Origin of the sequence: Sulfoacidibacillus thermotolerans, from assembly GCF_003144315.1 — a bacterium.
Lineage (GTDB): Bacteria > Bacillota > Bacilli > Alicyclobacillales > SLC66 > Sulfoacidibacillus > Sulfoacidibacillus thermotolerans.
Map to the genome: position 1 here is coordinate 28,704 of NZ_MPDK01000011.1, position 13,852 is coordinate 42,555.

Annotated in this window: 11 protein-coding genes; 5 read left to right on the forward strand and 6 right to left on the reverse strand. The window is 46.6% G+C overall.

The window, feature by feature from the left end:
* Positions 1-7: 7 nt before the first annotated feature.
* Together BM613_RS07975 and BM613_RS07980 are read right to left on the reverse strand one after the other, a co-directional pair.
* Positions 8-1,618, reverse strand: coding sequence for a long-chain fatty acid--CoA ligase (locus BM613_RS07975; protein ID WP_109430648.1), 1,611 nt, complete (start codon positions 1,616-1,618; stop codon positions 8-10).
* Between the two features lie 100 nt (positions 1,619-1,718).
* Positions 1,719-2,207: a PaaI family thioesterase gene (locus BM613_RS07980; protein WP_109430649.1), complete on the reverse strand. Its 489-nt coding sequence runs from the start codon at positions 2,205-2,207 to the stop codon at positions 1,719-1,721.
* A 210-nt stretch (positions 2,208-2,417) separates the two neighbouring features.
* On the opposite strand from BM613_RS07980, the gene BM613_RS15670 reads away from it, so the two are divergent.
* From BM613_RS15670 to BM613_RS08000, 5 genes are all read left to right on the forward strand, one after another.
* Complete coding sequence (locus tag BM613_RS15670; protein WP_281267838.1) at positions 2,418-2,543, forward strand: hypothetical protein; 126 nt, start codon at positions 2,418-2,420, stop codon at positions 2,541-2,543.
* 263 nt (positions 2,544-2,806) lie between these two features.
* Positions 2,807-3,709, forward strand: coding sequence for a ubiquinol oxidase subunit II (locus BM613_RS07985; RefSeq protein ID WP_109430650.1), 903 nt, complete (start codon positions 2,807-2,809; stop codon positions 3,707-3,709).
* Positions 3,710-3,753: 44 nt separating this feature from the next.
* Positions 3,754-5,721: a cytochrome aa3 quinol oxidase subunit I gene (gene qoxB / locus BM613_RS07990; RefSeq protein ID WP_109430651.1), complete on the forward strand. Its 1,968-nt coding sequence runs from the start codon at positions 3,754-3,756 to the stop codon at positions 5,719-5,721.
* 3 nt (positions 5,722-5,724) lie between these two features.
* Complete coding sequence (locus BM613_RS07995) at positions 5,725-6,351, forward strand: cytochrome (ubi)quinol oxidase subunit III (RefSeq protein WP_425450694.1); 627 nt, start codon at positions 5,725-5,727, stop codon at positions 6,349-6,351.
* Between the two features lies 1 nt (position 6,352).
* Positions 6,353-6,721: a cytochrome o ubiquinol oxidase subunit IV gene (locus BM613_RS08000; protein ID WP_109430652.1), complete on the forward strand. Its 369-nt coding sequence runs from the start codon at positions 6,353-6,355 to the stop codon at positions 6,719-6,721.
* An 85-nt stretch (positions 6,722-6,806) separates the two neighbouring features.
* On the opposite strand, the gene thiC is transcribed toward BM613_RS08000, so the two are convergent.
* From thiC to kdpB, 4 genes are all read right to left on the reverse strand, one after another.
* Entirely contained in the window at positions 6,807-8,582 is a 1,776-nt protein-coding gene (gene thiC / locus BM613_RS08005; protein WP_109430653.1) for a phosphomethylpyrimidine synthase ThiC, read from the reverse strand.
* A 231-nt stretch (positions 8,583-8,813) separates the two neighbouring features.
* Entirely contained in the window at positions 8,814-11,144 is a 2,331-nt protein-coding gene (locus BM613_RS08010) for a histidine kinase (protein ID WP_245926308.1), read from the reverse strand.
* A gap of 17 nt (positions 11,145-11,161) precedes the next feature.
* Complete coding sequence (gene kdpC / locus BM613_RS08015; protein ID WP_109430654.1) at positions 11,162-11,737, reverse strand: potassium-transporting ATPase subunit KdpC; 576 nt, start codon at positions 11,735-11,737, stop codon at positions 11,162-11,164.
* Positions 11,738-11,791: 54 nt separating this feature from the next.
* Positions 11,792-13,846 (reverse strand): potassium-transporting ATPase subunit KdpB, encoded by a 2,055-nt coding sequence (gene kdpB, locus BM613_RS08020; protein WP_109430655.1) that lies wholly within the window; start codon positions 13,844-13,846, stop codon positions 11,792-11,794.
* Positions 13,847-13,852: the final 6 nt, after the last annotated feature.

The window sequence follows — 13,852 nt, forward strand, 5'->3', positions numbered from 1 at the left end:
CACTGCATTATAGTTGACCTGAGTTGTATTGCTCACGCAATGTTTTTTTAGAAAATTTACCAACACTTGTTTTGGGGATCTCTGATACAAAGACAAGATCGTCAGGAAGCCACCACCGCGCCACCCGCGCTTCTAAAAACGCCATCAAAGCTTCCTTTGTCAGCGTCTCCCCAGGCTTCACGACCACACAAGCGAGGGGACGTTCTTGCCACCTCTCATGAGGGATCCCAATCACAGCCGCCTCAGCGACAGCTGGGTGCCCCATGATGGCGTTTTCAAGATCAACCGATGAAATCCACTCCCCACCACTCTTTATAAGATCGCGGGTGCGATCGACGATCTGCAGATACCCATCTTGATCCATCGTGACAATATCCCCCGTGCGAAACCACCCATCCTTAAAACTTTCTTTCGTCTTCTCAGGATCTTGATAATACTCTTTGATTACCCATGGACCTTTTAAGAGTAACTCCCCCATTTCTACACCGTCATGAGCAATTTCTTCTCCTCCCGCATTGATGATTTTCATCTCCAATCCCGGAACAAGTAATCCTGACTTCGCTCGTTTTTGCAGTTGTTCAGCATAGGGGAGAGACTGAAATTTTGCTTTTTGCATCCCAATAAAAGTGACAGGTGTCGTTTCAGTTTGTCCATACCCTTGATAGAGATGAATGTTTAACTCTTTCTCATAGGCCTCGATCAATGCCATTGGCAAGGCAGAACCACCTGAGAGAAAATAGCGAACGTGACGAAAATCAAATTTTCCTGGATGTTGTCGAACGTAGTTCAAAATCCCCATCCATACGGTAGGCACGCCTACGCTGTACGTAACTTTCTCTTGGTCTATAAGTGTACACAAGTCAGAAATTTGGGGGCGACTGCCTGGATAGACTTGTTTTGCGCCAATCCAAGTGTCTGAATATGGCCTTCCCCAGGCATTGACATGAAACATAGGGACAATTGGTAGTGTCACGTCAGATTCGTCTGTCCCAAGCTCTCCTGTCAGTGCCATCAAACAGTGTAGATATAATCCCCGATGCGAATACTCCACACCTTTTGGCATGCCTGTCGTCGCCGATGTGTACCCTAAAATTGCAGTCGTATTTTCATCAAAAATCGGCCACTCGTAATCTTTTTCTTCATGAGCAATCAAATTTTCATAAGAAATTGCATTCGGAAGCGAAGTTGCAGGGAGTTCTGACTTATCTGTCATTACGATATACGTGTGCACTGTGGGTAATTCAGTAGCAATTTCCTCAATCACGGGCAACAGATCTTCATCGACAAAAAGAACACGGTCTTTGGCGTGATTGATCACATAGATGAGTTGTTCCTTAAACAAGCGGATATTTACTGTATGCAACACTCGCTGAGAACAAGGTACAGCAAAATAAAGTTCAAGATGGCGATGATGATTCCATGCAAAAGACGCTACATGTTCATGCGCATCAATCCCTAAACGGTCGAGCGCCCTTGCCAGCTGACTAACCCGTTGATAAAGCGCGCGATACGTATATCGGAAAATACCTGAGTAATCACGCGACACAATCTCTTTCTCAGGAAAAACTGTGTTCGCACGATACAACACTGACCGCAAAAGCAATGGATAATCCATCATCAGCGATTTTCCCTCCCCCACAAATTCGCACTCGCATCTACTATACCCAGTGAGTCTCTTTGGGGTCAATTGGGGAAGGGAAATCGCATACACAACAGATTTACACTTTATGGTAGAAAGATCCTGTCGCAGTCGCCATCACTTTCCCCGTTTCATCTACAACCTCACATGTAGTGATATTAATGCGTCCCCCTGATGAAATTACTTTAGCTCGCGCGGTCGTATGTGTCCCACGAATTGGTTGATGATAGCGAATATGCAAATCCAGTGTGACCCCTGGTCGTTTTTTATCCAAGAAGCTAGCTAACCCCATCACATTATCACAAAGCAAAGCAGTCACACCGCCATGCAACATATTCAGCGGATTGAGCACTAATTGATTCACGGGTAACTGGATCGAAGCGTCATAACCCGCAATTTCCACTTGTTTCTCACCTAAAAAATGATGTAGGAAATAAAATCCATGTTCACCCCGATTTTCCCTCGAGGCTTCCGCAGCATGCAAAGCGACTAGCAAGTCTTCTGCATCAAAATCAGCTAATTTCTGCAAATATACCTGTTTCTCTTTCTCACGACTGTCGTGCATCATTTCAACCACCCCTAAAACACACTATTAGATGATCTTACCACAGAACAAGTGTACTTGCAGAAAAGGAGACTCTATAAAATCGCCAACTTCCCTTTCATGGATGAACCGGTTAATACATCGTCATCCCACACATACTAACGTCGCGCCATTTGAATGAAGAACACCCATAGTTTGCATTCCACGCACTTGCCCTATAAGGAGGAACGTGAATTGAAACAAAATGCGAATGAAGGATTAAGTAAAACATTTTGGGCTGTCATCATCATTTTTGCACTATTTTTTCTCATGGGAGCAGTACTTTGGTGGTTCGACGGGTATCTACTCCGCTATAAATAAGGAATATTTTTCTTTATTTTGGTTATCTTATGTAATCCATATCGATCTCTGGAGGCTGAGTTGTGGAAGGAAAACCAAGACACACGCCAAAAAGAAGACGTTTGTCACGTCGAGACTTTGCTGTCGGAATTACCGTCGTGATGCTAGTTGTTCTCTTAATCCTTTTATGGGAATTTCATGGATATTTATATCAGTTTTTCACAGGTTCGCTCTAGGGAAAGGGGCACCATCCACATGATGATAACAACGAGGTTGATCTCCCTATGATGCAAAAAAGAACGGGCACATACACCTTGATTGCTGCCCTCTGCGCGACGTTATTCCTGCTCCCCGGGTGCGGAGAACAGGTACTCGTCTTTCACCCCGTGGGTCCTGTCGGCCAAGTAGAAAAACAGATGATCATTCTTTCCATTGTGATGGTTTCCATTGTAGTTATACCCGTAATCGCGCTGCTTTGGGTCATTGTCGTTCGATACCGCGATACCCCTGATAACCCAACACCCTATCGCCCAGAATGGTCAGAAAGTAGGACATTAGAATTTCTATGGTGGGCTGTACCTATCGTCATCATCGGAGTTCTAGGATTTGTCACTGTACAAAAAACCTTTGCATTAGTCCGTCCACCGGGTAAAGTGATCAATCCCTTAACCATTCAAGTAACCTCTCTTGACTGGAAATGGTTATTCCAATATCCCGGACAAAAAATTGCAACGGTAAACTATTGTGAAATCCCTGCCAATCGTCCTATTGAATTTGTTTTAACTTCAAATGCACCGATGAACTCTTTTTGGGTTCCTCAATTAGGCGGACAAGAATACACGATGCCAGGCATGGCAATGAAGTTGTGGCTTGAAGCAGACCAACCAGGCGTCTATTTTGGTTCCGGGGCAAACTTTAGCGGAGAAGGTTTCTCACACATGCATTTTCATGTGATTGCACGTCCGCAAAGTGATTTTGATCATTGGGTACAAAGAATAAAATCCACAGCCCCCCCGCTTACGACTCAACAATATGCGGTTTTGGCACAACGGACGATCGTTCAACCGATGTCCTTTTCTACCAATCAACCTGGACTGTTCGAGAAAATTGTCAGTCAGGATGGCGGCATGTATATGCGGCGCGATCTCATGAAAGGGAAAGTTAACACCCACGTGGGAACAGATTAGAAAAGCCTGTTGCAGTCAAACCTCATTTGGAAAGAAGGACATACATGCTGTACAACGTGGAAAACTTTGCGAGTCACTTTTTTGTTCTAGGAGATCCTCTGATTTACGGTGCCGATGTATCGATTGTACTGGTCAGTTTAGCAATTGTTTTTGTCCTCACGTACTACAAAAAATGGGGCTGGCTATGGCGAGAGTGGCTGACGACCGTCGACCACAAAAAAATTGGCATTATGTACATGATTGCTGCCCTGCTCATGTTATTTCGTGGCGGTGTCGATGCCATTTTGATGCGAACGCAATTAATCATGCCAAATATGCCCTTTTTAAAGGCACAACATTACAATGAAATATTTACTACACACGGAACGATTATGATCTTATTCATGGCTATGCCATTTATCTTTGCCATGATGAACATTGCCGTGCCACTACAAATTGGCGCGCGCGATGTAGCATTTCCCTATCTAAATGCCATCAGTTTTTGGCTCTTTTTCTTTGCTGCCATGCTACTTAACTTGTCGTTTGTCATCGGTGGATCACCAGATGCAGGATGGACAAGCTATGCTCCACTCGCTGGACTCACTTTTGATAAAGGGCCAGGAGAAAATTATTATCTGCTCGCGCTTCAAATTACAGGAATAGGAAGTATGGCGACGGGCATCAACTTTTTTGTGACCATCATGAAAATGCGCGCGCCGGGGATGACGCTCATGCGCATGCCACTCTTTACATGGTCAATTCTCGCCGCCTGCATCATCATCATCTTTGCTTTTCCACCACTGACCGCTGCGTTGACTTTATTGCTGATGGATCGGCTCGCAGGAGCCCACTTTTTCACCATTTTTGACGGCGGTAATCCAATGATGTATGTCAATATGTTTTGGATGTGGGGCCATCCCGAAGTATATATTGTTGTTCTGCCCGCTTTCGGAGTGTTTTCAGAAGTTGTCGCAACGTTTTCGAAAAAACGTACTTTTGGCTATGCATCGATGGTCGCTTCGCTCATTGCAATCGCCGTCATCAGTTTCTTCACTTGGGTGCACCACTTTTTCACGATGGGTGCTGGACCTGGCGTGAATAGCTTCTTTGCTGTCGCAACGATGATCATTGCCATTCCGACAGGCGTCAAAGTGTTTAACTGGCTCTTTACGATGTATCAAGGAAGAATCCGCACCAAACTCCCTATGTTGTGGGCGATTGCGTTTATTCCCAACTTCGCAATTGGCGGTGCAAGCGGCGTGATGCTTGCTGTTGCACCTGCTGATTACCAATTCCATAACAGCTACTTTCTCGTAGCTCATTTTCACCAAGTACTGATCGGCGGCGTCGTGTTTGGCATGCTGGCAGGCATGTATTACTGGTGGCCAAAGATGTTTGGATTTATGCTCAATGAAAGGTTAGGACGGATTGCCTTTTGGTTTTTCAACATCGGATTCTATGTCTGCTTCCTTCCACAATATTGGTTAGGCTGGATGGGAATGACCCGCCGGATCTATACCTATTTACCAGGTATGGGTTGGACTTTTTGGAATATTATTTCCACATTTGGCGCTTATTTGATGGGGGTTGGATTCGTCTTTATCGTTTTACAAATTCTCTATAGCATTCGCTATGGCGAACGAGATCTTACAGGTGACCCTTGGGATGGGCGCACACTTGAATGGTCATTGCCGTCGCCTGTACCTCACTACAATTTTGCGCGCATCCCCGAAGTTACTGGACGTGACGCTTGGTGGACAATGAAAGAAGCCAAGCAAAAAGGAGAAATGCAACCCGAGCTTGAGCCGCTAAAGCCCATCCATATGCCAAACGATTCGGGCCGACCCTTTATTCTCTCTGTTCTATTTTTCATCTTTGGATTTGGCATGGTATTCACGTGGTATCCAATGGCAGCGGTCGCATTCATCGGCATCTTGCTCTCTCTTATTTTGCGATCTTTTGAATACGACACAGATCACACCCTGTCCGTCGATGAAATCCGACGTACGGAAGCAGCCTATGGGAGGGTATAGCAAATGGCCATGGCCGATTCATTCGTCAAGTCACAAGGGTCTCAAAGTGTCCCGTTGGAATATACGCACGAGGAAGACGCGCTGCGTATATTTGGATTTTGGATTTTTCTCGCGACCGATTTACTGCTCTTTGCAAGTTTATTTGCAACCTATTCTGTTTTATATCGGCACGTAGGACACGGCCCTGGACCGTTGCAAATCTTTGATATCACAGGATTTTCCGCGGAGACATTCATCCTGTTGACCAGCAGTTTTACATGTGGACTGGCCACCTATTCAATGCATCGCGGTCAAAAAGCAGCCATGATGGCTTGGATGATTGTTACCATTTTGCTCGGTGTCTCTTTTATCAGTTTAGAATTGAGTGAATTTGCAAGTGATATAGCACGCGGGGCCACACTACAGACCAGCGCCTTCTTGTCGGCTTTCTTTACTTTAGTCGGCACACATGGAGCACACGTTTCTTTTGGAATCGTGTGGATGACACTCATTCTCATTCAACTCGCAATTCATGGGTTAACCCCGACAACAGCACGTAAAGCGTTTATTGTCAGCCTTTATTGGCATTTTCTCGACGTTGTCTGGATCTTTATCTTCACCATCGTCTACTTACTAGGAGTGATGAGTTAAAATGTCGACGATAGATGACGGAATTCAAGAACATGCGCACAGCTATCATCATGGAGGCCCCTCTGCAGGGAAAGAAGATCACGGGCCTTGGAAACACATCATTGGCTTTGTGATCTCTCTGCTCTTCACTGCACTTGCACTGTGGATGGTTGTTGCACATATTGCACATGCCAGCATGTTGTTTGCGGTGATTTTAGCATTGGCGATTGCTCAGGCATTTGTGCAACTCTTTTTCTTCATGCACATCAGTGAAAGCCATGCTCCACAGTGGCCCTTTCACGTATGGATGTTGACACTGGGTTTGCTTTTTACGATCACAGTGATTGTCGGTTCCATTTGGATCATGAGTTTTGGAACGGAATCCTATTAATTGAAAATGACAGTGCGATACTTTTGCAAAAAAAAAGGGATCGCAAGAAACACATCCTCTTGCCACCCTTTTTTTGCGCTCACGACTATTGATAAATGTGGTTCCCAAGCTCGCGGAATTCTTTTGCCTTTTCCTCCATCCCTTGCTGAACAACGGCCTCTTCGTTTACACCCTGTTTTTCTGCATATTCACGGATGTCTTGTGTGATGCGCATACTGCAGAATTTAGGACCGCACATCGAACAAAAATGCGCCGTTTTTGCTGGCTCAGCAGGTAAGGTTTCATCGTGATATGCAAGAGCCCGTTCTGGATCAAGGGATAAATGAAACTGATCCTTCCATCGAAACTCAAATCTTGCCTTAGAAAGTGCATCGTCACGCTCTTGTGCATGCGGGTGCCCTTTGGCAAGATCAGCCGCATGTGCAGCAATTTTATACGTGATGACCCCTTCTCGAACGTCCTCTTTATTTGGAAGACCCAGATGTTCTTTGGGCGTGACATAGCAGAGCATAGCCGTGCCAAACCAACCAATCATGGCTGCACCAATCGCTGAGGTAATATGGTCATATCCAGGAGCGATATCGGTCGTGAGAGGACCTAATGTATAAAAAGGTGCCTCGTGACACACTTCTAATTGGCGATCCATATTTTCCTTAATCTTATGCATCGGCACGTGGCCTGGCCCTTCAATCATCACCTGAACATCATGCTTCCATGCGATTTCTGTAAGTTCTCCAAGTGTTTCTAATTCGGCAAACTGCGCTTCATCGTTCGCATCAGCAATAGATCCGGGACGCAATCCATCCCCAAGTGAAAAGGAAACATCGTAAGCCTTCATAATCTCGCAAATTTCCTCGAAATGTGTATAAAGGAAATTTTCCTGATGATGGGCGAGACACCAAGCGGCCATGATCGACCCGCCTCGCGACACGATGCCTGTCACCCGCTTCGCTGTCAGTGGAATATACCGCAATAAAACACCTGCATGGATGGTGAAATAGTCCACTCCCTGTTCAGCCTGTTCGATCAACGTATCGCGATAAATCTCCCAAGTAAGTTCTTCCGCTTGGCCATTGACTTTTTCAAGCGCTTGATAGATGGGTACTGTACCAACGGGAACTGGGGAATTGCGAATGATCCATTCTCTTGTCGTATGAATGTTTTTCCCTGTCGATAAATCCATAATCGTATCAGCGCCCCACCGTGTCGCCCAGGTCATCTTCTCGACTTCTTCATCAATCGACGACGAAACCGCTGAATTCCCAATATTTGCATTAATCTTCACCAGGAAATTCCGACCAATAATCATCGGTTCACTTTCTGGGTGATTAATATTCGCTGGAATGATCGCACGGCCGCGAGCAACTTCACTTCGCACGAATTCTGGAGATACTTGTTCACGGATCGCCACATACTCCATTTCAGGTGTAATGATCCCTTTGCGCGCATAGTGCATCTGAGTGACTGCATGGCCTGATTTTGCGCGCAGCGGACGGCGGCGTAAACCAGGATACACATCGTGATGAATTTTCTGTCCCTCACGATATCCATTGTCCAGCGGTTGTACTTCACGCCCCTCATATTCTTCAACATCCCCGCGCTCTAAAATCCAAGCACGACGAGGCGCAGGCAATCCTTTCGTGAAATCAGGGCGATACAGCTCATCGGTATATGGACCACTCGTATCATAGACGCGAACGGGTGAATTTTCCTGTTCGCCATAACGACCCGTAGTCGGCGTTAGTTGAATCTCCCGCATAGGTACTTGCACGTCTGACCGACTGCCCTCCACATACACCTTTGTACTGCCTGGCAACGAAGTCCCGTAAGAAATACGCCGTTCTTGCTTCGCTTGCTCCATCTCCCTATTCTCCTCACCGGATTATGATTTTTTTACAAAATACAAAAAGCCGCTTGGAGATCCCAACGGCTTCACACACATTCATCCTATGCTGTGTCCCTCCGCTGGCATTATCCAGATCAGGTCATCGGTCGATAGCAGATGCGGCTACCCTCTCAGCCTGGCTCAACCAAGCTCCCGTTCTTTCAAAATTCATTATAGCATATGCCTCGCAACGGCCACGTATTTTTTTTACTCGCGAGAATTCGCCACAATATAGAGATCGACAAAATCTGCGTGGGCCAATACGTAATCGATCGGGTTTCCCTGCAGTCGACGAAGCCATTGAGTAGAGGGAAGAGGCTGACCTGTCACAAATTGTGAAATGCCAAGTTCCCCAGCCACCGCGACAATCGTAGCCCCTACCCCTTGTTCAAGCGCCCTACGTGTAATAAAGGTTGCCTCAAACTGCTGACTAAGTTTTTGAATGCGCAAGAGATCTCGCTGATCCTCCTCAGACAGAGACTCTTGAGTAAGAACGACAAGTACCCACAATTGCGCCTGCAAACGATCGGCTAAGCGCCACCCTCTGCGAATTAATTTTTCTGAATGCGGACGATGGTTGACTGCGACAAGGATACGCTCCTGCCGTGCAGAATCCGATTGTCCCTTATCAAGTTCGCGATCAAGTCGCTGATCCACATCATCTGCTACCTCTAAAAGCGCCAACTCGCGCAGGGCAGATAAATTGCCAATTTGAAAAAAGTGATCAAGCGCATGTTGAATCTTATCTTCTGAGTAAATTTTCCCATCAATTAATCGTTGTTGCAACGTTTCAGGGGTCACATCGATGAGTTTTACTTCGCGCGCTAATTTCATGAACCAATCAGGTACTCTCTCGCGTACTTTGACACCTGTAATGTGCTCTACTTTATCGTGTAAACTCTCCAGATGTTGAATATTTACGGCTGTGACCACATGGATGCCGTGGTCGAGCAAATATTCAATATCCTGATATCTTTTTTCACGTATACTCCCAGGTACATTGGAGTGCGCAAGCTCATCAATGATCACAATTTCGGGTTTGCGTTGCAAAATGGCATCCACATCTAAATCTTCATATAGTCTTCCCTGAAATCGATGCAAGCGCTTTGGAAGCACTTCAAGATCCTCAATTTGCGCAGCCGTTTCAACTCGCCCATGAGTTTCGATTAATCCGATGACGACATCTTTTCCACGTCGTCGCCAATCGTGGGCATCGCGTAGCATCTTGTACGTTTTTCCGACCCCAGGCGCAGCTCCCACATAGATCGTCAGTCTGCCTTTGCGCAACTCCCCCTTCATGGATGGCAAAGCTAGAGAAGTAGAGCGACTCTTTACAGGATCTAAGGGCTTAGGCCCACACACTTGCTCTCCCCTCTGGCTGTGGTGATCCTCTTTCCAACCCACAATGCGCACATCCATATACTTCATATGACGCAATAAATAGCGTACAGGCGCATCCTTCCAAAATCGCTTCCAGCGCTTCGCATGTGCTGGCTGCCCGATCACCACCTGTGTGACATTGCATCGCTCAGCCGTTTCAAGGATGGCTTTACCGATCGGTCTGTCATTTTGCGCTTCCAAAATCCACTCTGCGCCACAATCTAACGCGATTTGCTGCAGTTTATCCAGGCGTTCTTTCTCGCGGCCTTTTAGCTGACCCTCTCCCGTGTTAAAGACAGACAGCACATATAATTCTGCCTTCATGCGCTGTGCCATACGATAGCCGCGTTGGATCAGTTGTACCGCGCGCGGTAGATAATTCACGCACACCATAATCGACTCGCGCGCACCAACTGGCCCTGGGATGCGCGATCGCGCATAAGAACGCTGCAATCGCTCATCTACGTCTTCTGCGACAAGACGCAACGCAAGTTCGCGCAATCCAAATAAGTTTGACTTACGAAAAAAATGCTCGAGTGCCTGATGAATTTTATCTGGCGGATAAATGCTGCCATCTCGCATCCGCTGGCGCAATGTCTCAGGTGTAACATCAATGACTTCCACTTCTTGCGCACGTTTGACAAATGCAGCTGGAATTAACTCCTGCACGCGAATCCCCGTAATCTCTTGTGCCTCTTCATGAATTCCCTCGATGTGCTGAACATTCACAGCCGTTAAAACAGAAATCCCTTGATCAAGTAAGTACTCCACATCCATATAACGCTTAGGAAAAGTAGAGCCAGGCGCATTTGAGTGCGCCAGCTCATCAATCACGACCACATCAGGTTTACGTGCACAGATCGCTTCCAAGTCTACCTCTTCAAATCTCCGCCCACGATAGTGAATTACACGCCGCGGAATCATCTCAAGTGGACCAATTTGCTCTTGGGTTTCAGGACGCCCATGTGTATCAATGTATCCAATCACAACATCTACACCGCGCTCGCGCAAGCGATTGGCCTCAGCCAACATCGTATACGTTTTTCCTACACCTGGCGCTGCACCGATAAATAACTTCAATTCACTGTCTGATCCACCACCGAACAATTCGTTTGCCATGTACTCTACTTCCATCACTTTCTGCTCTTCTTTTTTCAAGCCTGATCACCCGCTTTTTAACGTCGCGTGCCGATCTGTTTGACAATGGCCATATTCAATTGCATCACGTTGACCATAGGTTCTCCCCAGATGCCAAGTGTACGTCCAGTCGTAGAGTTTGTGATTAACTGCCGCAAATAAATCGGGCTTAACCCTGAAGCCCTTGCAATACGTGGCACCTGCAAAAATGCGTCTTGAAGTGAGATATCAGGATCCAACCCAGAAGCAGAAGACTCGACCATGTCTGTAGGGATCTGCGAAACCGCAATCCCTGGGTTTTGCCGTTCCACAACTTGCAAATTGTGATGAATTTCTGCGATTAACGCCGGATTTGTCGGCCCTAGGTTTGATCCCCCCGAATTGTTGGCCGCGTAGTTTACCGCAGAAGGTCGCGGATGAAATAGCCAAGGAACTGTTGTCATCTGTGCGATCAACTCAGAACCCACAATTCGTCCTCGCCAAGTAACCATACTTCCTTGTGCTTGATAAGGGAACAATAAATTCCCGATTCCCGTCACACACAACGGATACACGAACCCGAGTAAGACTGCAAATACAATTGTAAACCGAAGTGCGCGCCAAAAATTCACCATTCTTGTATACCCCTTTATCACACAATCACTCGCTGATTTCTCATTGCAACCATCTTAGACATGCGCAAAACCAAGTGCCGTAATGAGAAGATCAATAAGCTTAATGCCAATAAACGGGGCAATCACACCACCGACGCCGTACAACAACAAATTGCGCAATAGCAATGAGGTCGCACTCATGGGACGATATTGAACCCCTTTCATTGCTAGTGGAATTAGCATTGGGATAATGATGGCATTAAAGATCAACGCAGATAGAATTGCACTTTGTGGGCTCGTCAAACGCATCACATTTAACGCTTGTAGACTTGGAATCATTTTCACGAAAATGGCAGGTATAATCGCAAAATACTTTGCTACGTCATTTGCAATTGAAAATGTCGTAATTGCACCGCGCGTAATCAATAGCTGCTTGCCGATCGAAACCACTTCAATCAGCTTTGTTGGATCAGAATCCAAGTCCACCATGTTTCCTGCTTCTTTCGCCGCCATTGTCCCAGAGTTCATCGCCAAACCAACATCAGCCTGCGCAAGCGCGGGTGCGTCATTGGTGCCGTCGCCAGACATCGCCACGAGCTTCCCTTGTTCTTGCTCAGCTTTAATCAGTCGCATCTTGTCTTCCGGTTTAGCCTCTGCAATAAAATCATCGACTCCCGCTTCCTTAGCAATTGTCGCAGCGGTTAGAGGATTATCCCCTGTACACATCACCGTTTTAATTCCCATTCGGCGCAATTTTTCAAAGCGTTCACGCATTCCTGGTTTTACGATATCTTTTAAATAGATCAGACCATATACTTCTGTACCGCGTAGAACAGCAAGCGGCGTGCCCCCCTCTTTTGCAATTCCTTCTGTCTTTTGCGCGAGATCACTAGGGACACTTTCTCCGTGTTCTTCGACATAGCGGCGAATGGCATCCACTGCCCCTTTGCGATAGATCGTCCCATCGGCTAAATTCAGTCCACTCATCCGAGTATCCGCGCTAAATTCTATATTTTCAGCGTCCGTATACGCCTCACGTGCGAATGAAACGCCACGTTCACGAGCTAAATCCACTACTGAGCGTCCCTCTGGCGTTTCATCAAACAGAGAAGAGATCACCGCAGACTCAATTAACTCTTTTTCTGTATGTCCCCCGACCGGAATAAATTCACTGGCTAATCGATTCCCAATTGTAATCGTTCCTGTTTTATCGAGGATGAGTGTATTGATATCGCCCGCTGCTTCCACCGCTTTCCCCGACTTAGCAATCACATTGAAACGGATCACACGATCCATACCTGCAATCCCAATTGCAGATAGCAAAGCTCCAATTGTCGTTGGAATGAGGCATACGAGTAATGCAATGAGCGTTGCAATGCCAATGCTCCCATGCACATACGTTGCCATCGGCTCCAACGTATCGACAACAATCCCAAAAATAAGCGTAAGCCCCGCCAGAAGTACAGACAATGCCAGTTCATTTGGCGTTTTTTGTCTGCTTGCCCCTTCTACTAGGCGAATCATTTGGTCGAGAAACGATTCGCCCGGGTCTACCTTCACCTGAATCATTAACTCATCGGACAATAGTTTTGTCCCACCTGTCACGGAACTAAAGTCTCCCCCTGCACCGCGAATCACAGGTGCTGACTCGCCAGTTATCGCGGATTCATCAACACTTCCAAGTCCCTCCAAAACCTCTCCGTCCGCAGGAATCATATCTCCAGCAATCACCCGTACGATATCGCCTTTGCGAAGTGTTGTTGCTGGAACCACTTCATACTCGCCCGACGATTTCCTTCGTTGCGCCGTCAAATCTGTCTTTGCCTTGCGCAGCGAATCCGCTTGCGCTTTGCCACGTCCTTCCGCTACTGCCTCAGCAAAATTGCCAAATAGAATCGTGATCAATAAAATGACTGCCACGAGCAGATCATATGTGCGCTGACCAGGATGGTGATAGCCGCCAAAGATCGTCGGATCTAGCGATAAAATACACGTAATAAGAAATCCAATTTCAACGACAAACATAACGGGATTGCGGATCAGAATGCGTGGATCTAATTTCACAAACGCCTCTCTGATCGCATGTGACACGATCTCGCCTGTCAAAGTTTTTGCAGACTGCTTAGCCATTGCAAC

Bases quoted from the DNA above. Each gene is read 5' to 3' on its own strand.
- BM613_RS07975 (WP_109430648.1), bottom strand. From the start codon at position 1,618: ATGATGGATTATCCATTGCTTTTGCGGTCAGTGTTGTATCGTGCGAAC.
- BM613_RS07980 (WP_109430649.1), bottom strand. From the start codon at position 2,207: ATGATGCACGACAGTCGTGAGAAAGAGAAACAGGTATATTTGCAGAAA.
- BM613_RS07985 (WP_109430650.1), top strand. From the start codon at position 2,807: ATGATGCAAAAAAGAACGGGCACATACACCTTGATTGCTGCCCTCTGC.
- qoxB (WP_109430651.1), top strand. From the start codon at position 3,754: ATGCTGTACAACGTGGAAAACTTTGCGAGTCACTTTTTTGTTCTAGGA.
- BM613_RS07995 (WP_425450694.1), top strand. From the start codon at position 5,725: ATGGCCATGGCCGATTCATTCGTCAAGTCACAAGGGTCTCAAAGTGTC.
- BM613_RS08000 (WP_109430652.1), top strand. From the start codon at position 6,353: ATGTCGACGATAGATGACGGAATTCAAGAACATGCGCACAGCTATCAT.
- thiC (WP_109430653.1), bottom strand. From the start codon at position 8,582: ATGGAGCAAGCGAAGCAAGAACGGCGTATTTCTTACGGGACTTCGTTG.
- kdpC (WP_109430654.1), bottom strand. From the start codon at position 11,737: ATGGTGAATTTTTGGCGCGCACTTCGGTTTACAATTGTATTTGCAGTC.
- kdpB (WP_109430655.1), bottom strand. From the start codon at position 13,846: ATGGCTAAGCAGTCTGCAAAAACTTTGACAGGCGAGATCGTGTCACAT.